This window comes from Acinetobacter sp. YH12254, from assembly GCF_013417415.1.
Lineage (GTDB): Bacteria > Pseudomonadota > Gammaproteobacteria > Pseudomonadales > Moraxellaceae > Acinetobacter > Acinetobacter pseudolwoffii.
On the sequence record NZ_VPEB01000004.1, the window covers coordinates 56,078 to 81,747 of the forward strand.

Sequence of the window (25,670 nt, forward strand, 5' to 3'; positions counted from 1 at the left end):
GATCAGTGACCTCCCAATTGCTCACGAATAACCTTAGGCACCTTCACCCCATCCATCTCGCATTTTTCCAAGTACGACTCAGGGTTTTCAAAAGGATCTGGCCAAGGATCAGCTATTGCAGTCGGCTGGCACTGGAGACGTTGAGGCTTTGGCACATGACGGTTTTTCACATTCATGCGTTTTTTAAGTTCTTCAAGCGCTTGTTGAGCCACTGCATTCGGCACGGGTTGATGATCAATATCATCAGGCTCCTTTGGTTCGGCCAATTGCTTAACTGCCTTTAGTTCTTCATCAGGTTCGCCACGCTCTTTCGCTTCTGTGATCAGTCTCTTGTAAACACTGCAATACACGTTATGCACAGTATCGGTAGGCTTTAAGCTGCCATACGGCCCAACCACTGCATAGAATGCCTCCTGGGCAATACGATTGATGCGACAAACACGGTTTGATTTCTCGTAGTTCAAAGCTTGCAACCATGCTTCATCTGGAGTCTGATATTCATAAACACCTTTGCACCAGTTCTTGAACTCAGGAATTGATGGCGGCCATTCAGCTGTATCCAAACGTTTTAAGCCGCGAAGAAACTGCTCATAAGTTAGGCCTGAAAGTTTTTCGACAAACTTCTCAATAACCTGACCTTTCTTGAGACCTGACCATTGATCAGTAAATTTCTTGCCGTACATGAGAAGCATGTCTTCAACCAGCTTGCGTGCATCCGATTCGCTGAATTGCTGGAGGGCCTGAGTATTTTCATGTTGAGCTAATTCATTACGCATATTTACCGCCCTCCACTTCGTGCACATCACGCATCGCAGGCTGATCATCACCGCCGATCTCAGACATCCAGTCGCTTACTTCGCTCTGGGTGCGACCTGCTGAATTTGAAAAAGACTTTTGTTTTTTAGGAAGAGACTTAGCTTCACGTAGACGGCGTACTTCATCCTTGTTGTTTTGAATCCAGGTAAACCATTTCACCAGCCATAAGCTTGGGGTGTTCTTGCTATCCGACTTAGCTGAGAAGAAATCACCGAAGTTTGTAAACATGGCAATCAGATCTTGTTCAGGTAGACCAGGATTACGCTGCTTTCCAAGTTCTATGAAATCGTAATGAATTGGATATACATGTACGCATTCAAGAATCGAATAGCGTTTGTGATCCTCAACTTGATATTGAGAAAACTGAATCGGTGGAAAAGAATTTTTTTCTTCGCACGCATTACTACTATCAATATTAGTTAATGGTTTTTGGTTAACGGTTAATGGTTTATGGTTAAGGTTTTTTTGGGTTTCAATTTCAGAACCCAAATTAACCGGCTGGGTTTCTTCTGGGTTTTTAGGTTCGCCACTTTCTTCGCTACGTGGGTTTTCATCCGGCTTCTTTTTTGGCGGACGCCCACCTTTCTTGCCGTTTTCACGATTTTTGTCAGCATGAAGCTTATAAGCTTGAATTTCTGCATCACATCGTTTGTTGTGAAACCCATCTTCCTCTTCAGTAAAGAAGTCACCAAGCACATTTAAAACTGCCTGTTTCTCTTCTTCGGTTGTTGCACGTAACCGACGGAAAACCGACTGGGTTTCTTTGGGTAATGGACTTTCATTAAGATAATAAAAATCCAGGGCGCGTCGATAGAAACACTCCTCAAGTGTTGAGAGGTGAACTGTGTCACGCATGAAGTCACCAATATGGTGTAAATATTTATGCATTAGTTGCACCCCACCTTTAAATAAGCGCCGACTCGCTCACCTTCACGCTTTAATTCATCAAGCATGTCGTCTAAGCCAAATTGATTGTTTCGTTCAATCAGATAGTGAATAAACTCATTTTTCACTTCAGCCATTTCTTCATCGTGATGACATTCATGCTCTTCACATTCATGGGTCTCACATTCAAGACATTCATACTCAAAGCCGCTTTCTTTCATTTCATCGGCAATCGTATTTAAGTCAGAACCACTAGATGAAGATATGAAGCCAAGAACATCTTCTAAAGTTATGCTCATGCTGCCACCTGCTGTGCTTTACGCATCTTATTGACTAGGCCTGTAATACGAGTCAGGCCAAAAGCAGTGACACGCATGTGCAAGAACACACGCTCTTTGCCATCGTTGCGATTTGTGATTACTGGTGATGTACGGTTGGTGAATACGCCATTAATGACATACTGGGCATGTGGTTGAAGCTTGCGATCCGAGTCGCGGTAAACCCACTTTCTGTCAATCAATAGCTTGATTAGGTCTGATTCTTTAATACCGATTGTTTTGGCACATTCACGCAGGCAATAAGTATTGGATGTATCAGCAATGACTTCTAATGCTTCAGCCTTAGGTGCAAGTACTGCTACTTTTTCACTTAACTCAATGTTGAGCTTGGCTTGGACTTCGATTGCTTGAAGTAGATGTGCAGGATTGGTGATGTCAAAACTATTTTTAGCCTTAAGCGCGTCTTCCATCGAAGTCATGCGGTCAAAAACTCGAGCCTGTAACTCATAGCTATATGACATAGCCATCAAGCAGGCTTCGCGTTTTGGGAAGTGGTAGCAAGGATAAGTACGGCCTTTAGGGTCTTTGTAATCTCCAATAAATTTTGGAGATTGATTTTCCCCCAAAACCTTAGGTACTTTTGCCATAAAACTATCATGGCGAAGTTGCACTGGACTGCTTTCGTTTTTAGCGCGGTATTCGTTAATAAAGTCAACAATCTCAAGTGATGACATTGTTACTTCGTTTGTGTTAAAATTTCCTTGTGTTAACATGTTCATAGTTTAAGTCTCCGATGATTTGAACACCGAAAAAGCCTGAGTTCTGACCTCAGGCTTTTTCTCGTTGTAGAGCCGATAAATACTTTGCACACTCGCCTTTCATGGCCTTACGCAAAGATTGAATTTTCTGTTCGATTTCTTCCAGGATGCGATCTGTCTCATCCATTTCAGCAGGTGTCACCACACCATCCTCCAGAGCAGATAAAACCTGTTTATTTGCGGCACCATTTCCAACATTCATGCCAAGAAGCGATTCAAGAACACCTAGCTCATGATCCCTGCCTTGAGCTTGATCTACCGGAACCAATACAAAACCTAATTTGTGCGCCCACACTTTTAATGGAGCTGGGTTTTGCGTATAAGTCAGCATTGCTTCAAATGCCTTTAGGCTCGGCAGATGGTTTTCCATGTTTGGATTGGCATAGTTCAAAATCGTGTTATGAGACACGCCAACAAGATCAGCTATCTCTTTTGGAGTAATGCCGTTCGACTGGTGCACCATCTTGTGCAATGCGGTTTTGGTCTCTTTCGATATATCCATGTGAATACCTTGTTTACTTTCACGTTTATTGAAAACACTAAGTTGTTGATAATTGGTTTAAGCGGTTAAGGCTTCCAAATTTGCCTTTAACTTGCCTTGGGTGAGAACTTCAAAAGTTGCCTGTGTGCGAGGCGGGATTCCATTTTTTTCCCACTTCCATAAAGTGACTTCTGAAAAGCCTGTTTTTTGGGATAATTCGCGTTTGGTCTTGCAGCCGTAATGGCTCATAAGATCACTGGGTTTCATTGCCTTCTCTACTTAACTGTAGTTAATAAACTAAAGTTATCACACCTTAACCACAGTTTCAACTTAATGTATTAACATTAGTTAAGATTATTCAGAATGGATTTGATCATGTCCTTCCACTTACGCCTTCAAGAAAAATTAAAAGAAAAAGGATATAAGCCTGCGGATTTAGCTAGGGCTGCTGAAGTTTCAGGTGTGGCTGCTGGAAAGTGGATTCACGGAGATAGTCAACCAAAAGCCGGAAGGCTAAAGCTTATAGCGAGGTTTCTCGATGTTAGTGATGACTGGCTTTTAACAGGTAGAGAAGCATCTCCACGGCTGGATAACAATGTGGATCTCTCTCAGAGAATACCTTTTGAGGGTCGCCCTGTTCCTGTTATTTCTTGGGTCGCTGCTGGCGCGTTTGATCCAATTCAGACTGTTTTAAAGGATGCGGAAATCGACGAATACCTTCCGCCAATCAAAGAGTGCGGAAAAAATGGCTATGGATTGGTAGTGACTGGTATCTCAATGTCTCCAAAGTTCGAGCCTGAAGACCGAATTTATGTAAATCCAGACTTTCAAGTTAGTGATCTAAAGACTGGGGATTTGGTTATTGTTTCCTGCACTGGAGACAATGAGGCGACCTTTAAGCAGCTTATTATCGAAGGTACAACCAAATACCTGAAGCCATTAAACCCGAAGTGGGATGAACAAATTATCAAGCTGACAGAAGATTGTCGTTTGGTTGGTAAAGTTGTTGGTTTGTATAGAAAGATTTAAATAATAAAAGCCGCTATATGCGGCTTAGGTTTTATCAAGATGTTGAATATAGTAGCCCCCAAAAAAAGAAGGAAAACACAATGATCGCAACACTCAACAAATCTAAAACTGCGCTAACGATTAATCGTCAAGAGTTTAAGTTGGCATTAGGCAAAATTGGCACAGGAGTTGATAAACAAATAGCCTCGCTTAAAAAAGCCAAACAAAGCTATGACGCTGCTGAAATAGCACGTGAGGTCATTAGTGAAGCAAATATCTTTGAGGCGATTATAGAAGGCTTTAACGAAGCAGAAGAGACCAATCTAAAGCTGACTGACATAACAAATCTTGAAGTAGCACAAGGATGGATAGATGAGTTTTTAGAGAAGTATTCTGCGCTATAAATCTCAAATCATTTTTTGTTGGCTGGATGAATAAGAAAGCCGCTATATGGGGTTTGGGTGTTTTAACTGCGAACCCGGCGCAGTGTGTTACAGCAGATCGGGAAGTTGATATATTGTATGGGGTGCAGTGTGAGTTTAAAACCTAATATTTTTAATGCTGCCGGAGTAATCCCGCCAGTAGACCCACACGATGGGGCAAGCATAAAGAGATCGCCATATAAGCTCCCTATAATTGAATTTATTGATCTTTTTTCTTATACCCTTGAAAGAAGAAATATTTTAAATGGGTTCTTACAATACAGAGCCGAGCTTTACAAAGTTGGCATTGTGTCTGGTTACCAGTGGTTGGATGGTAGTTTTACCACTGATATTGAAACTCTTGAGGACAGACCTCCAAATGACATTGATATTGTAACATTTTTCAATTTACCACAAGATGAAACACAGGCTAGCTTTCTTCCAAAAACAGGTGATTTATTAAAAACTAAGTATACGAAATCAGAGTTTAAGGTTGATGCATACCCTGTCATTCTTGGGCAAAATTTAACACCAGAATTAATTGCTCGAATAACTTATTGGTACAGTATGTGGTCTCATCGTAAAAGTGATAATATGTGGAAAGGCTTCATTCAGGTAGAGCTTTCACCACAAGAGGATGCGGCCGCTTTTAATATACTTACTCAAAATGGAGGAATAGCGTGATGAATGCAACCATGTATGCAAACCTTTCCTCTGAGGCTAATACTCTCAGGGAATTATTAGACAATATTCCTTTAGATAACGTAATAGATCGGCTTGGCATTGAAAGTAGATTAGAAGAAGTTGAGTATGAGCTTGGTTGTATAAATCCATTTCATATTACAAAAAAAGCAAGATTAACTTTTCGTGGTGGGCCTGTTGTCGGGAGTCATGCTATATCTGCTATTTTTGCCTCCAAGGCCACAGATTTTTTTGCTAATGCTGTTGCGGCAGTGTCTGCGGGTTTATCAGGGGCTCTGCATTTTAAAGGGCCAATTCCCGATAAAAATATTAATAATTTAATGATCACAGGTACTGCTATCGGATCTTTCGGGTTTGAATTTGAATTACCAAAACCAGATAACTTTGACCTATGCCCTGAGCAGTCTATTGTTGAAAAAGCTGTAGATGAAATAAGATCACTTTTTGAAGTATCTGCAACTGGAAGTGATGATGATTTAAGTGACCTGGTGGAGGAGATACACCCAAGAGCAATATCTAAAATTTATGAGTTTTTAAACTACCTGAATGAGCAAGATGCAAAATGTGGGCTGGAGTTTAATAATAAATTCTTCAGATTCTCCAGTAAACAGCAATTAGAAGCCGCTCTCTCTCGACTCAATGATAATAATATCCATGAGGAGATTGTTAGTTACAAGGGTGTTTTTAGTGGCGCCCTGCCAGCTAGTAGAAACTTTGAGTTTGAGACTGAGGTTGATAAAGAGTTGATTAAGGGTAAGATTAGCAAAGATATAGCTCAACCAGAACTAATTGTCAAAAACTGGTTGCTGAAACCAGTAAAGGTTAAATTCACTGTAATTACCATCGGCAACAGTAAACCTAAGTTTATTTTAAAATCGCTTAACGATATTCAATAATCTAAATCTCTTCAACCCACCCCCCAGCGGTGGGTTTTCTTTTCCCTAAACTTGCTTATAATTCAAACTCCAATAACAATAAACCTCTAACCATGAAATACATCACACTTACCACCCTACTCTTATCTTTGGCTTTTACCGGCTGCCAGAAGCAACCAGATGGGGATGTAGATCTGATTGCCACCACTACAGCTTTTGAGAACTCAGATAATATTCTTAGCAAATACCTGGAAAAGTTAGATTCAGAGTTCACCACTCAAGATGTGCGGGTAAAAATCTTATGCAGAGACTACCCACGTGAGTATGAAAAGAACTATATGCCCAACTTGTTGAAGCTCTCACCAGGTGAATACTCTGAAGCTGTGCTTCTGGCTGATATGGATCTAGTCCTGGATCACTACAAAGAGAAAGATGCTATTCAGTGCTAAAGCTTTCTTACTTCTGAAATATTAAATCTTTATATTGGACTTAAGACCTCTCATGACCGGGTCTGTAATAACAAAGTAAAGCATCACTAACCCGCTATCCGCGGGTTTTTCTTTATGTAAGGTAAGTGTAACCTTGTCTTTAAATGTTACATTATAACAATTAGTATAATGATACCTATGATTCATAAATAGAAAGGTAAGTCTCAATGAAATATTTGTTAGGCGCAGCATTGTTAGGATTAGTGATTACTGGCTGTACTTCAAATCCAAAAAACGAAGTGGTGCAAGAAAAAGTTGTGAGCAATACTCCAGCTGAAACTCAGGTAATTAATTTTACTGGTCCAATGGATCTTACAGTCGAATTGAAATCTTCAGATAATTTTGAAACCGCAGAAATGACAGATAATTCTGGCAAGGTTTATCACCTTAAACGAGCTATTTCAGGAAGTGGTATGCGTTTGGCCAATGATGACGGCGTTTCAATTCACTTCAAAGCTGGTGAAGGTATTGTAGAGTTTATGAAAGACAAACCTATCAGTATTACTGAATACAAAAAATAAGATTATTGTTCTAGGACAACCCACCCCAGTGGTGGGTTGTCTTTTTATTATATGAAGTAATATTCCTATCAGTTTAAAATTATAATATATGACGCTGTAGTCTAAAAATTGTTTTTTCATATCTCTCTTAGCACAAATACGGACTAACTTAATGAATAATATTAACTTTAAGAATTTCGAAGAGGCTGGCCAAGCTATTTTAAAATTCTTATCTCAACGATTTGGATTTAAGTTATGGATGATTACGCGTACGGAGGGTGATGACTGGATCGTCTTACTAAGTGAAGATAATGGTTATGACGTTAAGCCAGGACAAGTATTTCGATGGGCAGATTCGTTCTGCTCACACATGGTACAAAATAATGCGCCCCGCATTGCCCCTTACTCGCCCGACGTTCAGGTTTATACAGATGCACCAATAAATAAACTTGTCACTATTAAAGCCTATATCGGTCAACCTATTTTAAAAGAAGATGGTTCCTTGTTTGGCACTCTTTGTGCAATTGATCCCGAACCTCAGTCTAAAGTCCTTGTTGAGGATGCTCCATTGTTTGATCTTATGGGAAAGGTGCTTAGTTACACGATTCAAGCTGAATTAAGAGCAACCGAACACATACGTAAAGCTGAACGCTTTGAAATGGAAGCATTGTCTGATCCAATGACTGGACTTTATAACCGTCGTGCTTGGGATCGATTAGTTGAGTTAGAAGAAGAACGGTGTAAGCGATATGGTCACCCTACTGCTGTGCTTATGATTGACCTAAATGATCTAAAGATCACTAATGACAATCTAGGACATGCTGCTGGTGATGAGCTAATCAAAAGAATGGCTGTAGCTTTAAAAGGCATAGTACGTAGCAATGATATTGTTGCTCGCTTGGGTGGTGATGAATTTGCTGTACTTAGTATCGAAACTAATCTTCAGAATGCCGAGAAGCTTGTAACAAGAATTCAAAATGCTTTTGCGAAAGCTGAAGTTAGTGCGGCAATTGGTCTTGCAATGCGAAATCCAACATATGGTCTATCAGCAGCTATCATAGAAGCTGATAGAAAGATGTATCAAGATAAAATCTTAATTAAATCTATTAATAATGATTGATAAAAAGCCGCATACCCGAGCGGCTCTTGGATCGGGTGGAGAGAAATATGGCAGAAACAAAATGCGGTAGCTGTGGATCGCACAGCTTTGAGCTTTCAAGCCAAAACTTGGGCAAGTCAGATCTTTTGTTTTGGTTTGTACAATGCTCCAATTGCGGGGTTCCTATTGCGGTAATGGAACATAACCATATTGGTATTAAACTAGATCATATTGTTAAGCGATTAGATGATCTGGAGGCCGGAATTGGCTTAACTATGCAGTCTGTAAGCTCATTAAAAAAGAGTAAAAAATAACTACTCTCTACCAAGAGCACGAGAGCCATTAGAGTGGCCGTTATTGGTGCTAATTTTTTCAGTAAGTGCACGAAAACCGCTAACAGTAATCTCTTGGTTATCAAGCACAAAAGCTTCGGCAACTTTAATATATTCCTGTATAAGGGCATGGTCATGTATGCCTGAGGCAACATAAGCTTTATATAATTCAGCTCGAAATTTCTTCTTGCTCATTTTAACAAACTCCAAACAACCCATCCCTGTGATGGGTTTTCTTTTGTCTATTAAAGCATGGTTAATAAAAAAAGTTAACTTTTCTTTAACTAAGGTTAATTTTATTGTTGACTATTTTATTAACTACAGTTAATCTTTTCATCACAAACAAAGAAAAGCCCCAGCGTTGCAACGAACAACCTGGGGCATGACCCACACTCTCTCTGTGAGTAAAGTAATTATGAACACAAAATTAACTCCACACAATAGCTTCAAGGTAACTCTGTTTACCGCTGCCTTAACTGTAAGCGCTTTAGCAGTCGCTTTTCATACGGATTTAAATGTTGGACAACCTGCTCCAGCGCAAAACATGCAGTCTGAATACGGCATTGTTTCACTAAAAATGCATGACCAAAGTCGTGGTGAAGCAATTCTTAATCTGGATGGATTTCGTTTAAATATCTCTTCATTTGAAGTTCAGGCTTATCCAGATAGCTACGGCGTACCTGGTTCAGAGTTCACTGCAGTCGAAGTAATGGAGCTCGGTGAAATCAATGTATTTGATGCCAATGGTAATCCATATAAAGACTTCACTGATCACCAGGATCATCGCGAAATCAATTCAATGATCGCTGGTTACATCATGAAGCATCGTTTGGTGGAGGTGCAGTCATGATCTTAAATTCTGCTGATCAAATCTTTGAAGCGCTTTTGAATGGTCAATCGGTCTACTGGTGTGAATGTGGCTCTGACGACTGGTCTCCTCTTAATGATCGAACTCAAATTAATTTTGTAGATCTTTACACCGGTTTCCTGCAATTCAAAGCAGATGAGTTGCCTGTAGTTCAAATGCCGATTGAGTTCAACTCAACTCATCGCTACTTCTCTGAATATATCAAGACCTTTGAAGGGCTTGAAATATATCGAGTGGGTAAAACTCGGGCGAGCTATTTTGCCCTACGCGTTAAAAGCTCTGGAACTATTGCTGACTACTTCTGTAATACGCAGATCTACTCCATTCAGGCTGATGGCTCATTGAAGAAGATGGATAAATCTCTTACTCCGCAATGGATTTTAGATGGATTGGAAAATGCACGTGTTGCTATGCGAAAGAACAAGCGTCATCAAGTTTTAGAAAGTACCGGCTTCTTTGCATCGGAAGACTATAAAAACTTTAAACGTAATAACCGTACTGCAGGAGCACGTTGAGATGGCGATTAATATTATTCCAGCGAATCAAGCGCTGCTAGTCCAGGCAATTATTGTTTACCTGTATGCCGATCCTGGCTTAGGTAAAACATCTATCGGCTTTACTGGTGATAAAGCTATTTCATTCGACTTTGACAAAGGTTCTCACCGTACTGGTGAACTTCGTCGCGGTGCTGTAGTTCAGGCTCACCAGTGGTCTGATGTAGCAAACCTAACAATGGCTGATCTTGAACCATATAACACCATTGTGATCGATACCGTTGGTGCAATGCTTGAAAGCATCAAAACACATTTAATGCTCAATGCGACTAACAAACAGAAAGATGGATCGTTAAAGCTTAAAGCCCAAGGCTTGGCCAACAACATCTTTAAGCAATACGTGAACACTCTGATCGCTTCAGGGAAGGATGTGGTGTTTATTGCCCATGCTTCTGAAGATCAAAGCGGTGACCAGGTAATTTATCGCCCTGATCTGGGTGGTAAAAACCGTAATGAGCTATATCGCATTGCTGACATCATGGGCTATTTGACCACAGTCACTACTGGTGAAGGTAAGAATGCCCGGGTAATTAGCTTTAAGCCTTGCCCTACCCATCACGCTAAAAATGCAGGTGGTTTAGGTGGTGAGACTGGCGAAGTATGGGTGCCGGATCTAAAGACCAATCCTACGTTTCTGGCAGACCTTATCAAACAGGCGAAGGACCATATTAATACCCTGACACCAGATCAATTGGCCGCAATCAAGGCTCAAGAAGATCTAGAAAACTGGGTACAAAGCTGTGGTGAGGCCCAGTATGCGAGTGATCTAAATCAGCTCACTCAGTCTCTTGAAGACACTCATCTGTACTACAAGAATATGCGTGCTGAATTAGTCCGTCGTGCTCTAGAAATGAAGTGCACGTTTGATAAACAACGTAATGCCTGGGTAGACCCACCAGAGTTCAATGGCATTTCTGATGAGCAGCTGGCCGATCTGCAGGACTTCATCGATACCTGTGGCCTTGATGCAAAAACAGTGTGTGAGCACTTAGGGCTTGATGCTCTCAACCAGATAGAAGCTTCCAAATTTGAAGCTGTAAAAAATGACATAGAACAATTAGCGAAGGGAGCAATGTCAGCATGAAAATTCTAAATAGCAAAGAAGCTTTTGAAGCAATGATGGCTGGCCGAAATATCATGTGCCGCGCTGTTGGTGAGTTAATGGATTTTGATGATCTGTCTCAGTTCCCTGCCACAATTTTCGCTATGCCAGGCTATGAGTTCTGCATCAAGGTTGAAACAATGGAGCTGGCTGGTATTACATTTACCAAGCCTTTGACTCTTGATGATGTCGTGGAAGATCAGGAAATCTTTATTATTCATCCTGACCATATCTCACAGGTTAAATACAGCAAACAGTGCATGGAGTATTTCAAAGCTGTCGACAATGGTTTTGCTCAGGCGGATAAAGAAAATGCCGAATTACAATTAGTGGCAATGGGTGAGCTATTTGGTCGAATTATTGTCTATCCCCCAACTATAGACAATACAGGCAAACCTAAAAAGAGACGCTCAACCAAAGCTAAGAATGAGACTGAACAGGCTAGCATTCCAGCTGGCCCAGGTGATGCTGTACCAGATATTGAAAAACAGCCTGAGCCAGAGGTAATTCAGCCTATTGAGGCCATAGAGCAAGAAGCCACTATTAATACTGAAACTCCAGTTACAGAAATTGAAGCGGATTCAGTTGAAACCGACCGGGTAAAGCTTGTTGAAAAGTTCACTGCACAAATTGATCAGTTTACTAAGGAGGATGACGTTCTTTCATTCCGTCACGTATTTCTGGCCAATGGACACTTAGATCAAAAAGATCAACAGCACTTATGCAAGCTTACGGAAGATAAATTGCTTGAGCTGGATCCAGAGCAATACACGCCGAAGGTTGAACCTGAACCAATCGCAGATGAAGTCATTGAAGCTCAGCAACCAAGTACGTTTGATCAAATTGAAAATGCCGCACGCAAACAAGCATCAGTGGAAAGTGCTGAACATGGTAGTGCCCCTATTGATCTCTTCTACAAGAAGAAAAAACAGGTTCTGATCAATCGGATCTATGACATGGATTCAGTAGAAACTTTAGAACGACTAGCACCAGCGATACCTGCAGCTAAATTACTTCCAGCTGATCATCAGGAACTACTTAGCCTGTATGCACAGCGCAAAGATGCCTTGATTCAAGCTGCTGAAACTGGGGAGGCTTCATGAGTTATTCCTACTCTTCTATGACCCGCGTGCTGCTTGTGCAGCACAAAGGTCGGGTTAGAACTTACCGCAATATCAACCTATTTGGTATTGATGATTGCCTGCAAAATTTTGCGAACACTTGGGGATACAGATGATCTTCAGAATTAAAAAGAAACATGAAGTCGGTTTCAAGCTTTGGTTAGAAAAATTGGGCTATACCAAAAATGAGCTTACAGATGGTAGTTCTACATTTTCAGGCAAAGGCACACGCAAGACGTTGAGTTACGTGCTCTTAAAGAAAGATTTAACAGGTAATGCGGCATGTCAGGTGTTATTTCATGAATATGAAGAACATCTGGATAACCCTGATTATTTAGATGTGAAGGTGGCGTGATGGAAAAGAATAAATTGTGGTGCGTAGGAATCTGCCCTGAAGATGATAGTCCGCATGAGCAGTCACCTGCCGTATCAAAAGAAATTGCTGAACGTGCTTTGGCTCGTTACAGAGCAATGACTAAGGCTGAAGGCAATCAGTTCATGATCGAATCATTTGATGAATACTTTCAGGTTCAAGAGTGGGAAGGCACAGCCGAAGACCACCAAGAACAAATGTTTTACACAGAAGATTGGTTTAAAGAGCCGATGTACCAGTGCTTTGACCTACCAACAGCATGCAAAGTTTTTAAATATGGTGAGATTGTTGAATGCTACAAAAAAGGCTCATCACCACTTACTACATCAAATTTTGAAGAAGCCAAGCGCTTCTATGAGGTGGCGTGATGGATAGTACTGATCAAATAGTTGAGCCAACCCCATTTGATGATGTGCAGTGGCTCTGGTGCGCTGATTGGTGCAAGAAAAAAGGTTTAAGCCCATACGATGCAAAGAATTGGGCAGATGCGAAATTTGAATATTTGAAGGCTCAAGGAGAAAACAATGACTGATATTCAAAAACCATGTGAGCCTTGTGAAGATAGCAATATCGATAAGCAAGTAAACCTGATGGATCAATTCATTGAAAGCGGTGAATTTGACAAAACTCTAAATGATTTTTTTGGGTTACCTGAATCGGTAAAACAAAGTTTGAAGGAGATTTCATAATGGGAGCAGCTATGAAAATTGATGATCCAGTTGATATCAGTTTTATGTTACTCATGAAGTACCGTAAACCTGTAATCAAACTTGAAGAGCTCTTGCCGGATTACTTGCCTCATCTTACAATTGAGCAGGCAAATAAGCGCGCAAATAAATGCACTCTTCCATTTCCAGCATTCAAATCTGATGGACGTAACTCACCTTTTTATGTTCATCTAAGTGATGTAGCATTCTGGCTTGAAGCAATACAAAAAGAGTCTAAGAAAGACTGGGTAGCAATGAACCATTGATTGCTAAATTATTGATTAATTGCCGCATGGTTGCACCTATTTTGCACCTTGCACCATGCGGCTATTCAGTAAGATGCTAATAAATAATAATTTTTATAATGTACATGTGATTAATCTATCCCACCTGCCATCGGGGCGACAATCAAATTGTTGGACAGTTGATATGGACCAATATACATATAAATTCATCACTTTTTTGATGGGCATAGTATACTGCATCTGCCTTATTCGCTCATCTTTTCAATTAATTTACCACACCATGAATAAAACTTTTGCTGATTGTTTTTCTGTTAAGTCATTGTCTGTACTTGCACTTTCTCTGGGTCTTGCCGGCTGTGGCAATGGCTCATGGTGGTCAAAAGATGATGAACCGACACTTGAAGTTGAACATATTCGTAAAGCAATTCCGAGTCGGGTAAATCAGCGTGAGTCCTGGGCACAAGATATTTACGACATCACCGAACAGTTGGGTATTCCTCAAACCAAGGAAAATGTCTGCACGATTGTGGCCGTGGTCGATCAGGAATCCAATTTTGTGGCAGACCCTACAGTACCAGGTCTGGGAGAAAAAGCGGTTAAAGAAGTTCAGGATCGTCTTGAAGAAAAATTCAAAGATAAACTCGGACAAGCAATCGGTGGAACAGTTGCGGGATATTTCCAGGAAGTACTCAAGAACCATCCAAGCCCAGAAGATAACTATTTAAGCCAGATGCGCCGGGTAAAAACCGAACGCGAACTGGATGAGTTATATCGTGAAATATTTGACTATATGTCGAAGCATTACCATGTCAGCGCACTGACCGGTGCTGCAAAACTGGTCGGCCAGAATATTGGCGAGAAAATGAATCCGATTACCACTTTGGGTTCAATGCAAGTGCATATTAGTTATGTCAAGGAATATAAACGTCAAGGTGGCAACATCGCAGCCTTACGCTCCGATGTCTATACGCAATATGGCGGCCTATATTACGGGATTCATCGTCTGATGATGTATCCTGCAGATTATGACAAACCGATCTACCGTTTTGCAGACTATAACTCGGGCATGTATTCCAGCCGAAATGCCGCTTTTCAGAGCATGCTCAATGATTTAACTGAAGCTGAACTCGATCTGGATGGCGATTTATTACTCTATAACAAAGATGGCGCGATCCGTTCGCAGAAGAGTCAATCCGAGCGTGAGCTGATCAGTGTATTTGCGAAAAATAATTTTATTATTACCGAACGTCAAATCCGCGCCGATTTAAAGAAAGAAAAAGAGAAAGATTTTGAAGATACCATGACCTATCGTGGGATCAGCAAGCTCTATCAGGAAAAAACAGGCAAAGATCCAATGTATGCAATCATGCCGGAAGTGGTCATTTCTGGACCAAAACTGAGTCGTGATTACAATACCAACTGGTTTGCCACCCGTGTCGATGGTCGATATCAAACATGCATGCGCAAAATCAAACACCTAAAACTCTAGCCTTATTTGATTTTGATGGCACCCTGTATACAGACGACAGTTTTACCGGGTTCATTTTCTATGCCTTGAAAAAACGGCATATTTTAAGACGCGGCATTCGTCTCCTGCCCTGGATTCAGGCCTATTATCTGAAGCTGTACCCTGCCCATGCGATGCGTCCAAAATTGTATGGCAACATGTTTAAGGACAGCGATGCAGAAGAAATTTTACAACTGGCGCAGGACTATGCCCAGCAGCTGGTCTTTAAGTTTAATCCAAAACTGTTGCAGCAACTTCGGCAACATCAGCAACTGGGTCATGAGATCGCGCTGGTTTCAGCATCACTGGATTTATACTTGAAACCGGTCTGTACCTATTTAAATATCGATTTACTGTGTAGCGAAGTTGAAATCAAAGCTGGAAAAATAACAGGATTTTATCAAACTCCTGACTGTAGTAACACACAAAAGAAAATTAGAATTCTAGAAAAATATAATCTGGATAATTATGCTGAAATTTATGCCTATGGTAACAGCGAAGAAGATCAGGAAATGCTGAGTTTGGCACATCAACGCTATCTGGAAGGACAAGATCAGCAATTGCCAAAAATTAATCTACCATCCGATTCAATGACATATTAGGGCTTTAAAATTTCCGCTTTATTGATACGCCATAATAATCTTTAACAAGCACTTAAATGACAGATGAGTTGTCGCTCAATGATACTTTTAAGGCAGATCTGATGACTGAATCATCCAGACTTTTTTGTTTAAATATAAGCTTCATCCATAAAAAAACCACCTCAAATAAGGTGGTTTTTAGCTTTAAGAAATATTATTTCTTAAACGGAAATGCATATTTCACAATACGTTTGATTACGCTGCCATACTGTTTTACCAGACTGGCATTGTTGTAGTTCAAACCATATTTTTCACACACCGCCTGAACTTTTGGCGCCATTTGGCGGTAACGACGGGCAGGCACATCAGGATACAGATGATGTTCAATCTGGTGACTTAAATGACCCGTCAAGATATGGAATGCTTCAGAACCGGTCAGGTTAGATGAACCACGAATCTGGCGCATATACCAGTGACCACGGCTCTCATTTTGCAGTACCGATTTCGGGAACACCTCTACATCTTTGGTAAAGTGGCCACAGAAAATAATACTGAACGTCCAGATATTACGCAGACCATTGGCCACCATATTACCCGTCAAAACTGGCAAAGCAGCAGGACCTGCAATCAATGGAAAGAACACATAATCTTTAAACAATTGTTTACCGATTTTGTTCTGCATTGGGCGCCATTCTTCTTTGGTCTGCTCTTTGCTTTTGCGACCTTTGAAATATTTACCCAATTCAAGGTTCTGAATGGCCACGCCCCACTGGAACAGCAAACAGAATGGCACCGCATAAATCGGTTGTAATAAATAACCCGGTTTCCAGCGCTGTTCTGGGAACAGACGCAATAGACCATAACCGATATCATCATCCATACCTTTAATATTGGTATAAGTATGATGTTTAAAGTTATGGGTTTGACGCCAGTTATCCGAAGTACCTACGATATCCCATTCATAGGTCTGACCATTCATTTTAGGATCATTCATCCAGTCATACTGACCATGCATGACATTGTGACCCAGTTCCATGTTTTCCATGATTTTAGCAAAGCCTAATAGACCTGTGCCTAGCAACCATGCTGGTGGGAACCAGCCTGCAAACAATAGCGCACGACCGGCAATTGATGAATAACGGATGGTTGAATAGACACGACGGATATATTTCGCGTCTTTTTCACCTAAATCATCCAGCACTTCTTGCTTGATCGCATCAAGTTCACGTGCAAGTTCATCGAGTTCTACTTGTGATAATTCACGGTTTTTAGGATTTTTAAAATATTGAAATTTTACTGGCATATTCATAGGATAAAACTCGCTTATAGGTCGATGACTAGATCAGTCTGCGCTGAGTTAACACAAATTTTGAGCAGATTACCTGGCTCAGTATTTCGTGCGCCGTTTACCAAATTCTTGGTCGAACCTTCCACTTTATTGCAGGCGCATTTATTACAAATGCCCATACGGCAACCATGTGTCGGTTTGATATTTTGTTGTTCCAGACTCACCAAAATGGACTGGCCTTTTGGAATACTGACAATTTTTTTCGACTGAGTCAGGGTGACATTAATAAAGCCGATATCGGATTGATCCGCCAGACTCATGCTAAAGGCTTCACCCTTAAACTCTTTGGCTGAAGCAAACAGCTGCTCTGCAGTCGATACAAAACCTGACGGGCCGCAGCAATAGACCGTGCTATTTTCCAGATTTTGCAAATCTGTCAGATAAGTTTCATTCAGACGAGCTGCCGCAGCTTGTTCTTGCGTGGCATAAACATGAAATGAGAAATTTGCATGTTTCTGAGCAAGTTCTTCGAAACGTGCTTTAAATGCTGCATCTTGATGTTTTTTAACCCAGTACCACAAGCTCACTGGTGTTGATAATTCACCCTTTTTGCTCAGGCTTTCCAGCATGCTCAGCATTGGGGTAATCCCGCTGCCTGCTGCAAGCAAGATCAGTGGACTCGCCTGCTGAGGCACAGTCATATCACCATAAGGCTGACCAAATTCGATGACATCACCCACTTGCGCCTGCTCTGCAAACCAGGTGCTGACTTTACCGGCATGGACTTTTTTCACAGTCAATAACACATGCTGGGCATCTACATGGGTCAAACTATAGCTACGTTCATAACGGATGCCCTTCACCACCACATAGACCGGATGGTGTTGCCCCGCTTTACCAAACTTAAATAAACGATTCACTTGAATTTTCAGACTCAGCATATCCTGTGCAGCATTTTCCTTGTGCACAATCTTGCCCAATGGCTGATTCAACGACCATATCGGATTGAGTTTCTGAATCCAGAAATTAATCGCATGCTGATCGACGACACTGTCAGACAGTGCATTCAACGGCATTTTAAGTTTTTGGAGTACATGCATCGTTATCGACATCATCTTGAGGTTTTGAATTATTATACACATGTATATATATTTGTATATACATGTGTATTGTTTCCATTCATTTCACAAGCCTGTCGTGCTCGGTTATAATCAAACGATTCATGCATGAACCTATTGATGAACGAGCCTTCAATGAAAATAAGCAGTGACGCATCTCTACTACAATCGAAAAGCATTGATGAGCCGATTATCGTACGGAGTGTCGGTCGCAAGGCCACCATTACCAAAGAAGAACTGTTTCAGGCAGCATTAAACCTGATTGGTCCACAAAAAAGTATTGCATCGTTGAGCCTGCGCGAAGTCGCACGTGAGGCCGGTATTGCGCCAAACAGTTTCTATCGTCATTTTAAAGATATTGATGAGCTGGCCATTGAGCTGATTGATCGTGCCGGGATTGTATTACGTCAGATTCTGCATGAAGCACGCTTAAAAGCCTCCCGACAAAGCAGTATTATTCGTAGTTCGGTCGAAATTTTTATTGCTCAGCTGGATGCAGATGAAGGCAATTTAAGCCTGTTATTGCGTGAAGGTTATACCGGTTCAAAATCGTATAAACAGGCTGTAGAACGCCAGTTAAATTATTTTCAGCAGGAATTGCAGGATGATTTGATTCGTCTGGAACGCCTGAATAATAGAAAGTTATTACATGCCGATATTGCCGCCAAAGCCATTACTCAACTGGTGTTTAACATGGGGGCCAATGTCATTGACATGCCGGCTGAAGACCGCCAGGAAATTGCCGAACAGACCATGCTCATGATTCGGATGATTCTGGAAGGCGCTCGCCATCTGGAAGATTCGCAGCTGCGTTAATTTTCCAATTTGCGTAAAATGATATAAAAAGAGACGTACTAGACGGATTACTGTCCCAAAGTTAAAGTGATTAGCTTTAAGTTACGCGCGTGTGGCAGGGATGCCACACACTACCCATCACGACAGGACGTCGTGTATGGGTAATAAGAGACTTTTGCCTACTTTGGGGCTTTCCAAAGTAGGGTTGCGCCTGCACAAATCCATTTAAACTTTTAAAGGAAAGATGAGGCTGTACAATATCCAAGTATAAATATCAGATATTTAAAAACACTATCGAATTGCTTTTATTACTCCATACAATTCAAACTATAGCCTAGTTAAAATTGTGGAACAGTAGTGGTACCAGTCGTCTCTTTTTTATGACGATTACAACAGTACAAGTTGTGCTTTCACTATCTCCGCAGTGGCTTCCGGATACTCAAGCGGAAACATATGTCCGCCCTCGACCACTGAATAATTGATCCGATAAATCTTGTGCATGCCTTGCGGCAAACCCTGCTGATAAAACTGGCTCTGCTCTGCAGTCATCAGATGAATCGGCACTTCAGGTGGTCGTCTTGGCGTACGCCACCACCATGCCGGTACAGTCCGGAAAATCTCCGCTTCTACCTGTTTTGGAATGCTCAAAGTCACCCCACCGCGTTCAGGTTCTGGCTGAATGCCACTCTCGATATAATCAGCAAAACATTGCTCATCAAAATTGCTAAATAAGCGGTTTGATCTGAGTGCATCAACTGCGGCCTGTTTCGATGGCCAGTGATCCTTGCGTTTTAGCGTAATTCCTGCAGGTGTATAGCGATCGATACTTTTCAGATTCAGCTTTTTAACCAGTTCAAACATGGCGCTGTTTTTTCCAATAATAAATGGCGGATCCATAATTAACAGTTTGGAAAACAGTTCCGGACGTCGATACGCTGCCATCAAAGTCACCAGACCACCAAAGGAATGTCCGAGACCCACCACCTGCTGCTGAGGAAATTGCTGCTCGATATCTGCAATGACTTCATCGACCAGATAGCGCCAGTCTGGCGTAATCGGATATTGCGACTTCATGCCAATCAAGGGAATCGCTTTGACCTCATATTCTGGCTGGAAACAGTCCAGAAATTTCTGATAGGTTGCCGCAGGGATGCCATTGGCATGGGTAAAATGTAGGGCTTGTTTCATTATTTTCCAAACGCAGCGCGTATTCATCCTGAAATCATCGGATGAGCTTACTGATCTGAAAAGTCATGTGATAGTGCCAAAACGCTCAAAGCATGACCTTGAAGTCAGCTCTTCTTATTTTATTAAACGAATTTAAGATTTATTTCTGCGATACCGTCAAATGCTGCATGGCTAGAAAAGTCGCGCCGCAACTGGTCTTATCCCCTGCGATAAGCATTGCCCGTCCTTTGACAGTAATAGATAAATCGCTGGAGATTGCGGTGACCATGGTCTGGCATTTGGGACAATAATGCGTCATGCCATTTAAATGTACGGCGATGCCATTCATAATCAAAGACGGCTCACCTTCTACCACAATACCACCGTGGGTGGTTTTGGCTCCCAGACCAATAAAGGCTTTGGACATGTTTATTATTTCTGGTTATTGGTTAGACTGATTTTAAACACAAGAAAAATGACAGGCCAGTATTCCCCGACCAAAACAATATAAAAGCCGAATTTCGGCCATAAAAAAAGCAGCCCGAAAGCTGCATTTTTTAATTGCTTAAAACTTAAGGCTTGACGACTACCATCACCTGAATGGCTTCTGGCGTCACAGATAAACCATCCAGTAGGCCGAGACCTTCTTTCTGCAACTTCTGTAAACGTGAAATTTCATCTTCACGGATACTTGGATTAAACTGTTTCAGATAGGTCAGACGGTCAATTTCATATTGCCATTTATTACCATACACTTCTTTGGCTTGCTGCTTGAAGTTTGGCAATGCACTGCGTGCCAATTCAAGTGCTTGCTGATAACGTGCCTCAATCACATCACGACGTGCTTTCACTACTTGGCGGCAGCTGTTGCCATCTAAATGATGCAGATACGGTTTTAAAATTTCAGGCGCAATTTTTTGGGAAAGATCCTGACCTTTCTCGCTTAATAACACACGAACCAATTGTTGCGGCAGGCTTGATGGCAAGTTCAATGCTTTCGGTGCAACCACATCGACCTTGAACCAGACTTCCAGCAATACCGAACCTTGTGGCAGTGCCGCAGATTTTAATACCGCAACGTTGGTGCTACCAAAGCCTTGAGTATTGATCATTTCCATCACACTTTCAGTGAATGGATGTTCCAGGGTCAGGTATTGCGCATCTTCGCGGATTTGTGCCTGATCACGATAGAAAGTGGCAGTGATGCCTTCTTCATCCAGCGTCAAACCTTGAACCTGCATTTGATCTGTTGGCTTGATGATCACGGTACCGTTACTTTGCTCGTCAAAGTCAATATTCGTGGACGCCATAAAGCGTTTCATGAAGATCGGCAAAGTGGTGTTGTCATCATAGTCTTCAAGCGCGTTGACAATTTCCTGTGCCACCACCGGACGGCAAGAGTTGTACTCTAGCAAACGGTCACGACCTTCCTGCAATTCAGCTTCCAGCGCTTCACGTTGCACGCTGACTTCTTCCAGCAGGTCTTCAAACACTTGACCTTTGTCTGCCAATAGACAGTCTTTCAAGCGAACAATAAAGTTTTCTTGCAAGGTTTGTGCAGTTGGGGAAATATTGCCGAAAATATTCAAGGCTTCGTTATACCAGCGGAACATACGTTCTTGCGCAGTTCCCACCAGATAAGGCACATGAATCTGAATCCGGTTTTCCTGACCGATACGATCTAAACGGCCAATACGCTGCTCTAAAACGTCCGGGTTGGCAGGAAGATCGAACAGAATTAAATCAGATGCAAACTGGAAGTTACGCCCTTCTGAACCAATTTCCGAACAAAGTAAAATCTGCGCGCCATACGAATCTTCAGCAAAATAAGCGGCAGCCTGATCACGCTCTAACAAGCTCATGCCTTCATGGAACATCGCGGTACGAATACCGGCATGTAAGCGAAGTACATTTTCCAGCGCTTCAACCACTGGCCCGCTACGCGCAATCAGTAAGACTTTCTTGTGTTTAAGATCGGTACGTAAACGCTCCATCAGCCACATCACGCGTGGATCGGCTTCCATCCATGCACCATCGAGCTGGGCTTCTTCAGGCCACATTTGCTCACGCAACTTACCATCTTTCGACCAGTGTTCCGGTGCTGGTAATGGTGCCGGCTGACAGTCACGACCCGGGAAGCCCTGAATGGCTTCACGCGTATTACGAAACAGGATACGACCGGTACCATGACGGTCTAAAAGTTCGTGAATGGCACGGAAACGCTGCTCAGGATGATCTTCAATTGAATGACCCAACAAGGCCTCAATCGCAGTCAAATGTTCTGCTTCAAGTGGCAGATTTGACATCAACACTTCTGCAATTTTAGCGGTGTGCTGATATTGCGCTTCTTCATCCAGGAAACGATCCAGCGAGTTAAAGCGCTGCGGATCGAGTAAACGCAGGCGTGCAAAGTGACTTTCTACCCCGAGCTGTTCCGGTGTTGCCGTCAATAACAATACGCCCGGCGTATGTTCAGCCAGTTCTTCGACCAGATCATAACGGTCATTACCGCCATCTTCTTCGCTCCACATCAAATGATGTGCTTCATCGACCACCAGCAAGTCGAAACCGGCTTCGAGCGCCTGTTCACGCAGATCTTCATGGTCGACCATCAAATCGACAGAGGCAATAATTTTTTGTTCGGTCAGGAATGGGTTTTGTTCAGGATCATGCTCTTTGATTGATGCAGTACGGGTCAAATCAAATAACGAGAACTCAAGATTGAAACGACGGCGCATCTCAATCATCCACTGATATTGCAGCGAATCTGGTACTAAAATCAGGATGCGTTCAGAACGGCCAGTTTTCAGCTGTTGATGGATAATCAAACCCGCTTCGATGGTTTTACCCAGACCGACTTCATCGGCCAGTAATACACGCGGAGCAAAACGCTGACCGACTTCATGCGCAATATACAACTGGTGCGGAATCAGGCCGACACGTGAACCGACCAAACCGCGCAGTGGACTGCTTTGCATATTGGCCTGCATCAGCAGCGCTTCAATGCGCAAGTCATACCATTCTTTATAATCGACCTGACTGGCCAATAGACGGTCTAGAGGCTTGGACAGCTGGATGGTGGCACCAATGCGGGTCTCATTCAGCGATTTACGTTCTTCAGTCCCATCTTCCAGGGTACGAATGACGTGATAACGCACCACGCCATTGCGGTCTTCCACGGATTCTACAATCCATTTGGTCCCTTCCTGATCCTGTAATTCATCTTTCACATTAAATACGATACGAGATAAGGGTGCATTGCTACGTGCATAGACGCGAGTTTCATCGCTTTTCGGGAATAAAATGCTAACCGACCGCTCATCAACATCAATAAGAACGCCTAAACCGAGTTCTGTTTCAGTATCTGATAACCAACGTTGACCAATAGCAAATTGCTGCAATTTTTCCACCTTTATCTTAAGTACAAGATTATGAATATTAGGCTCAATCACGAAACGTCATTGGAGCAAAATTTCACACCTTCAAGCAATGTATTTTGACATAAAGCCCACTAAAAAGTGAGCATAATTCACGCCGATTCAAGAAGTATTTCCTAGAACGGCGCCGGACAATAAAATTCGACCAGCTGATCTGTTTGAGGATGATAAAAACTCAAACGTTCAGCATGTAAATGTAGACGCGAGCTGAGCTGTTGCTGTTCAGGTGTCGCATATAAGGTATCGCCGATAATCGGATGCCCCAGATATTGCATATGCACACGCAACTGATGCGAACGGCCGGTAATTGGCGTAAGTTTCACCCGAGTCACGGCTTGTTCCTGAATATTAAAGTGTTCGATCGCCTGCCAATGCGTGATGGCCGGCTTGTTATGTGCGGGATCTGCGATATGTAAGGGCGGACGGCTTGGGTCATATACCACGGGCACCTCAATGCTACCTTCACCTTCGAGTGTACCGGCAACCACGGCCTGATAGGTTTTGTCGGTCTGGCGTTCCTGAAACTGGCGGGAAATGGTTTTTTGTCCCCATTTTGTGAGACCAAACACGAGAATGCCGGAAGTATCGCGATCCAGTCGATGGATCAGTAAGGTTTTTGGTTCTATTTTTAATAATCGGTTAATCAGGCAATCTTGTAAATCTTCTGTTTTCCCGGGAACTGTGAGTAAACCTGCAGGTTTGTGGATGACCATGAAATCGTCATCACGATGTATCAGATGTTCGGTTAGAAAATTACTCAAAGTTCAATCCCAGGCTGATCGCGAAAAACAAGGCGGCCATGATAGAAAGCTTCGCCCATAATTACAATGCGCTTTTATGTAAATGCTGATGAAATTTCCGATTTAGGTCATAAAAATGCTCAATCGCAGCGTATCAACCTGAGGATTGTAAAATGAAGCCTGCCAATTCATGCAAAGATGCATGCTGTCGTACATCTTCATAACGAATATTGGCACCATGTGCACGCCATACACCGACCAAACTCACCACGGCTACAGAGTCCAATCCATAATTTCTTAAATCGACATAGGAATCAATCTCCAGAGCATCTATGTCTAGCTGTTCTGCCACAGCCAACATAATACCTTTGGTTGATAAGACATAGTCTGAGGGCGCACTTAAATCCCACAACCGTGTCAGACTATAAGTATTTAAGTGATGCACACCTTGACTGGAAATATTTTCGATCCACTGAATATGCTGTTCCTGATTGGCCAATAAGATTGCGTCATCGACCACACCTATTTGATCCGTCACACTCATCAAATGCGGTAAGATTTGCTTGAGCATCGGTGTGACCTGCCCGGCAAAAATCAGTTGTGGATGCGTGGAGGCATATTCACCAAGCTGTTGCATGCCCTGCATCAGGTCATCACCATATAAATCGACAATGGGAATATCCAGTGCTTTGGCTTTATTGGTCAGTTGAATCAAATTTGCCATGAGTGCACTTTCTTGTATGCCCTGTTGCATACGCAAGTTTTGTAATCCGACTAAGACCAAAACCGATTGGTTCGATGCAAGCTGCCATTTGGCTTGAGATGGGGCAAGTTGGATTTTTTTGGGTATTGGGTACAGCATGGGAGACTCTTTGGCTTCAGACAGTCGGCTTTTTCGTAACTGTATATGCTAACTCAGATTGAGGGTTACTCAATACTTTAAAAGTCAACAGGGCTATATTTAAAAAATTAAAAGCAAAAATGCTTGTATCTATATTCAGATACATTCAGTCATTATATACAAACTGATTAAATGAATTTTAAACTAAACCTTTCATTTTATATTGTCATGTTATTATGGTCTTTAATAAAAATAATAACCAAATAATAATGAGAGCATTAATAACAGTCGGCTGTAAAACCGATCATGGGGGAATCATTACTTTTGGCGACCCTTCCTTTCTGGTGGAAGGAAAAGCTGTGCATTTGGATGGAATGGTACATTATTGTCCTAAATACGCCAATCTCAACTTTTTAAGTCATTGAAATGAGAAGGACATAACCTCACTTTAATTTCGACCAAGAAAATAAAATTACAGTTATGTCCATTGAAGAATTTATCATCTTTGTCTATTTAATTATA

Annotated in this window: 34 protein-coding genes and 2 pseudogenes; 21 read left to right on the forward strand and 15 right to left on the reverse strand. The window is 41.9% G+C overall.

Annotated elements, in window-relative coordinates:
- Positions 1-2: 2 nt before the first annotated feature.
- Genes FTV29_RS04310 through FTV29_RS04335 form a run of 6 tightly spaced genes read right to left on the reverse strand, consistent with a single transcriptional unit; the run spans position 3 to position 3,545 of the window.
- Complete coding sequence (locus FTV29_RS04310) at positions 3-776, reverse strand: hypothetical protein (protein WP_180075159.1); 774 nt, start codon at positions 774-776, stop codon at positions 3-5.
- Positions 769-1,704 (reverse strand): YdaU family protein, encoded by a 936-nt coding sequence (locus tag FTV29_RS04315; protein ID WP_180075160.1) that lies wholly within the window; start codon positions 1,702-1,704, stop codon positions 769-771. Before FTV29_RS04315 ends, FTV29_RS04310 begins: the two co-directional genes overlap by 8 nt.
- Positions 1,704-2,000 (reverse strand): hypothetical protein, encoded by a 297-nt coding sequence (locus FTV29_RS04320; RefSeq protein ID WP_004646424.1) that lies wholly within the window; start codon positions 1,998-2,000, stop codon positions 1,704-1,706. The genes FTV29_RS04315 and FTV29_RS04320 overlap by 1 nt, the downstream gene beginning before the upstream one ends.
- Positions 1,997-2,758: a phage antirepressor KilAC domain-containing protein gene (locus FTV29_RS04325; protein ID WP_180075161.1), complete on the reverse strand. Its 762-nt coding sequence runs from the start codon at positions 2,756-2,758 to the stop codon at positions 1,997-1,999. The genes FTV29_RS04320 and FTV29_RS04325 overlap by 4 nt, the downstream gene beginning before the upstream one ends.
- Positions 2,759-2,807: 49 nt before the next feature.
- Complete coding sequence (locus FTV29_RS04330; RefSeq protein ID WP_180075162.1) at positions 2,808-3,299, reverse strand: phage regulatory CII family protein; 492 nt, start codon at positions 3,297-3,299, stop codon at positions 2,808-2,810.
- A gap of 57 nt (positions 3,300-3,356) precedes the next feature.
- Positions 3,357-3,545, reverse strand: a complete 189-nt coding sequence (locus FTV29_RS04335) for a hypothetical protein (RefSeq protein WP_160361934.1) — start codon at positions 3,543-3,545, stop codon at positions 3,357-3,359.
- Positions 3,546-3,653: 108 nt separating this feature from the next.
- Here FTV29_RS04335 and FTV29_RS04340 point away from each other — a divergent pair, with 108 nt between their 5' ends.
- The 8 genes from FTV29_RS04340 (at position 3,654) to FTV29_RS04375 (ending at position 8,686) form a co-directional block, all read left to right on the forward strand.
- On the forward strand, positions 3,654-4,307 hold the full coding sequence (locus FTV29_RS04340; protein WP_180075163.1) for a LexA family transcriptional regulator: 654 nt from the start codon (positions 3,654-3,656) through the stop codon (positions 4,305-4,307).
- 80 nt (positions 4,308-4,387) lie between these two features.
- Complete coding sequence (locus FTV29_RS04345; RefSeq protein WP_180075164.1) at positions 4,388-4,690, forward strand: hypothetical protein; 303 nt, start codon at positions 4,388-4,390, stop codon at positions 4,688-4,690.
- A 129-nt stretch (positions 4,691-4,819) separates the two neighbouring features.
- Positions 4,820-5,392: a hypothetical protein gene (locus tag FTV29_RS04350; RefSeq protein WP_180075165.1), complete on the forward strand. Its 573-nt coding sequence runs from the start codon at positions 4,820-4,822 to the stop codon at positions 5,390-5,392.
- Positions 5,389-6,306 carry a hypothetical protein gene (locus FTV29_RS04355; protein ID WP_180075166.1) on the forward strand — a complete coding sequence of 306 codons (918 nt, stop codon included), beginning with the start codon at positions 5,389-5,391 and terminating at the stop codon, positions 6,304-6,306. Before FTV29_RS04350 ends, FTV29_RS04355 begins: the two co-directional genes overlap by 4 nt.
- Positions 6,307-6,398: 92 nt before the next feature.
- Positions 6,399-6,734 (forward strand): hypothetical protein, encoded by a 336-nt coding sequence (locus FTV29_RS04360; RefSeq protein ID WP_180075167.1) that lies wholly within the window; start codon positions 6,399-6,401, stop codon positions 6,732-6,734.
- A 206-nt stretch (positions 6,735-6,940) separates the two neighbouring features.
- A complete protein-coding gene (locus FTV29_RS04365) occupies positions 6,941-7,294 on the forward strand; it encodes a hypothetical protein (RefSeq protein ID WP_005171456.1) in 354 nt (117 codons plus the stop codon).
- A 151-nt stretch (positions 7,295-7,445) separates the two neighbouring features.
- The gene (locus FTV29_RS04370; protein ID WP_180075168.1) at positions 7,446-8,393 is read left to right on the forward strand and encodes a sensor domain-containing diguanylate cyclase; all 948 of its coding nucleotides are present in this window, start codon (positions 7,446-7,448) and stop codon (positions 8,391-8,393) included.
- Between the two features lie 47 nt (positions 8,394-8,440).
- A complete protein-coding gene (locus FTV29_RS04375; protein WP_004893803.1) occupies positions 8,441-8,686 on the forward strand; it encodes a hypothetical protein in 246 nt (81 codons plus the stop codon).
- Here the strand turns inward: FTV29_RS04375 and FTV29_RS04380 are convergent, their stop codons facing one another.
- Positions 8,687-8,899: a hypothetical protein gene (locus tag FTV29_RS04380; RefSeq protein ID WP_004893802.1), complete on the reverse strand. Its 213-nt coding sequence runs from the start codon at positions 8,897-8,899 to the stop codon at positions 8,687-8,689.
- Positions 8,900-9,119: 220 nt separating this feature from the next.
- On the opposite strand from FTV29_RS04380, the gene FTV29_RS04385 reads away from it, so the two are divergent.
- The 9 genes from FTV29_RS04385 (at position 9,120) to FTV29_RS04425 (ending at position 13,695) form a co-directional block, all read left to right on the forward strand.
- A complete protein-coding gene (locus FTV29_RS04385) occupies positions 9,120-9,554 on the forward strand; it encodes a hypothetical protein (RefSeq protein ID WP_074382936.1) in 435 nt (144 codons plus the stop codon).
- Complete coding sequence (locus FTV29_RS04390; RefSeq protein WP_180075169.1) at positions 9,551-10,087, forward strand: hypothetical protein; 537 nt, start codon at positions 9,551-9,553, stop codon at positions 10,085-10,087. Before FTV29_RS04385 ends, FTV29_RS04390 begins: the two co-directional genes overlap by 4 nt.
- 1 nt (position 10,088) lies before the next feature.
- Positions 10,089-11,210 carry an ATP-binding protein gene (locus FTV29_RS04395; protein ID WP_180075170.1) on the forward strand — a complete coding sequence of 374 codons (1,122 nt, stop codon included), beginning with the start codon at positions 10,089-10,091 and terminating at the stop codon, positions 11,208-11,210.
- Positions 11,207-12,331, forward strand: a complete 1,125-nt coding sequence (locus tag FTV29_RS04400) for a hypothetical protein (protein WP_180075171.1) — start codon at positions 11,207-11,209, stop codon at positions 12,329-12,331. The genes FTV29_RS04395 and FTV29_RS04400 overlap by 4 nt, the downstream gene beginning before the upstream one ends.
- Before the next feature lie 130 nt (positions 12,332-12,461).
- A complete protein-coding gene (locus FTV29_RS04405) occupies positions 12,462-12,704 on the forward strand; it encodes a hypothetical protein (RefSeq protein WP_180075172.1) in 243 nt (80 codons plus the stop codon).
- Positions 12,704-13,090, forward strand: coding sequence for a hypothetical protein (locus FTV29_RS04410; RefSeq protein ID WP_004279593.1), 387 nt, complete (start codon positions 12,704-12,706; stop codon positions 13,088-13,090). The genes FTV29_RS04405 and FTV29_RS04410 overlap by 1 nt, the downstream gene beginning before the upstream one ends.
- Complete coding sequence (locus tag FTV29_RS04415) at positions 13,090-13,254, forward strand: hypothetical protein (protein WP_168386814.1); 165 nt, start codon at positions 13,090-13,092, stop codon at positions 13,252-13,254. Before FTV29_RS04410 ends, FTV29_RS04415 begins: the two co-directional genes overlap by 1 nt.
- Positions 13,247-13,411, forward strand: a complete 165-nt coding sequence (locus tag FTV29_RS04420; RefSeq protein WP_171509106.1) for a hypothetical protein — start codon at positions 13,247-13,249, stop codon at positions 13,409-13,411. The genes FTV29_RS04415 and FTV29_RS04420 overlap by 8 nt, the downstream gene beginning before the upstream one ends.
- A gap of 11 nt (positions 13,412-13,422) precedes the next feature.
- Positions 13,423-13,695: a pyocin activator PrtN family protein gene (locus FTV29_RS04425; protein WP_228145466.1), complete on the forward strand. Its 273-nt coding sequence runs from the start codon at positions 13,423-13,425 to the stop codon at positions 13,693-13,695.
- A 113-nt stretch (positions 13,696-13,808) separates the two neighbouring features.
- Here FTV29_RS04425 and FTV29_RS15275 read toward each other — a convergent pair.
- A pseudogene (locus FTV29_RS15275) lies at positions 13,809-13,874 on the reverse strand (hypothetical protein); the annotation flags it as partial.
- A gap of 80 nt (positions 13,875-13,954) precedes the next feature.
- Between FTV29_RS15275 and FTV29_RS04430 the strand changes: the two are divergent.
- Entirely contained in the window at positions 13,955-15,163 is a 1,209-nt protein-coding gene (locus FTV29_RS04430) for a DUF1615 family protein (RefSeq protein WP_005096631.1), read from the forward strand.
- Positions 15,130-15,783 (forward strand): HAD family hydrolase, encoded by a 654-nt coding sequence (locus FTV29_RS04435; RefSeq protein WP_180075173.1) that lies wholly within the window; start codon positions 15,130-15,132, stop codon positions 15,781-15,783. The genes FTV29_RS04430 and FTV29_RS04435 overlap by 34 nt, the downstream gene beginning before the upstream one ends.
- Positions 15,784-15,976: 193 nt before the next feature.
- Here FTV29_RS04435 and FTV29_RS04440 read toward each other — a convergent pair whose 3' ends face one another.
- Together FTV29_RS04440 and FTV29_RS04445 are read right to left on the reverse strand one after the other, a co-directional pair.
- On the reverse strand, positions 15,977-17,071 hold the full coding sequence (locus FTV29_RS04440; protein WP_005096627.1) for an acyl-CoA desaturase: 1,095 nt from the start codon (positions 17,069-17,071) through the stop codon (positions 15,977-15,979).
- Positions 17,072-17,085: 14 nt separating this feature from the next.
- Positions 17,086-18,150 (reverse strand): flavin reductase family protein, encoded by a 1,065-nt coding sequence (locus FTV29_RS04445; RefSeq protein ID WP_034608544.1) that lies wholly within the window; start codon positions 18,148-18,150, stop codon positions 17,086-17,088.
- A 153-nt stretch (positions 18,151-18,303) separates the two neighbouring features.
- Here FTV29_RS04445 and fabR point away from each other — a divergent pair, with 153 nt between their 5' ends.
- Positions 18,304-18,984 carry an HTH-type transcriptional repressor FabR gene (fabR, locus tag FTV29_RS04450; RefSeq protein ID WP_005096625.1) on the forward strand — a complete coding sequence of 227 codons (681 nt, stop codon included), beginning with the start codon at positions 18,304-18,306 and terminating at the stop codon, positions 18,982-18,984.
- Positions 18,985-19,350: 366 nt separating this feature from the next.
- On the opposite strand, the gene FTV29_RS04455 is transcribed toward fabR, so the two are convergent.
- The 5 genes from FTV29_RS04455 to FTV29_RS04475 all read right to left on the reverse strand — a co-directional run bounded on the left by FTV29_RS04455 (position 19,351) and on the right by FTV29_RS04475 (position 25,169).
- Positions 19,351-20,151, reverse strand: coding sequence for an alpha/beta fold hydrolase (locus tag FTV29_RS04455; protein WP_180075174.1), 801 nt, complete (start codon positions 20,149-20,151; stop codon positions 19,351-19,353).
- A 139-nt stretch (positions 20,152-20,290) separates the two neighbouring features.
- Positions 20,291-20,557, reverse strand: a complete 267-nt coding sequence (locus FTV29_RS04460) for a PAAR domain-containing protein (protein WP_100328728.1) — start codon at positions 20,555-20,557, stop codon at positions 20,291-20,293.
- A 145-nt stretch (positions 20,558-20,702) separates the two neighbouring features.
- Positions 20,703-23,540 carry an RNA polymerase-associated protein RapA gene (rapA, locus tag FTV29_RS04465; protein WP_180075175.1) on the reverse strand — a complete coding sequence of 946 codons (2,838 nt, stop codon included), beginning with the start codon at positions 23,538-23,540 and terminating at the stop codon, positions 20,703-20,705.
- Positions 23,541-23,683: 143 nt separating this feature from the next.
- Entirely contained in the window at positions 23,684-24,328 is a 645-nt protein-coding gene (locus tag FTV29_RS04470; protein ID WP_100355067.1) for an RluA family pseudouridine synthase, read from the reverse strand.
- Positions 24,329-24,461: 133 nt separating this feature from the next.
- On the reverse strand, positions 24,462-25,169 hold the full coding sequence (locus FTV29_RS04475; protein WP_005171498.1) for a phosphopantetheine-binding protein: 708 nt from the start codon (positions 25,167-25,169) through the stop codon (positions 24,462-24,464).
- A gap of 248 nt (positions 25,170-25,417) precedes the next feature.
- On the opposite strand from FTV29_RS04475, the pseudogene FTV29_RS15100 reads away from it, so the two are divergent.
- A pseudogene (locus FTV29_RS15100) lies at positions 25,418-25,543 on the forward strand (PAAR domain-containing protein); the annotation flags it as partial.
- Positions 25,544-25,670 lie beyond the last annotated feature (127 nt).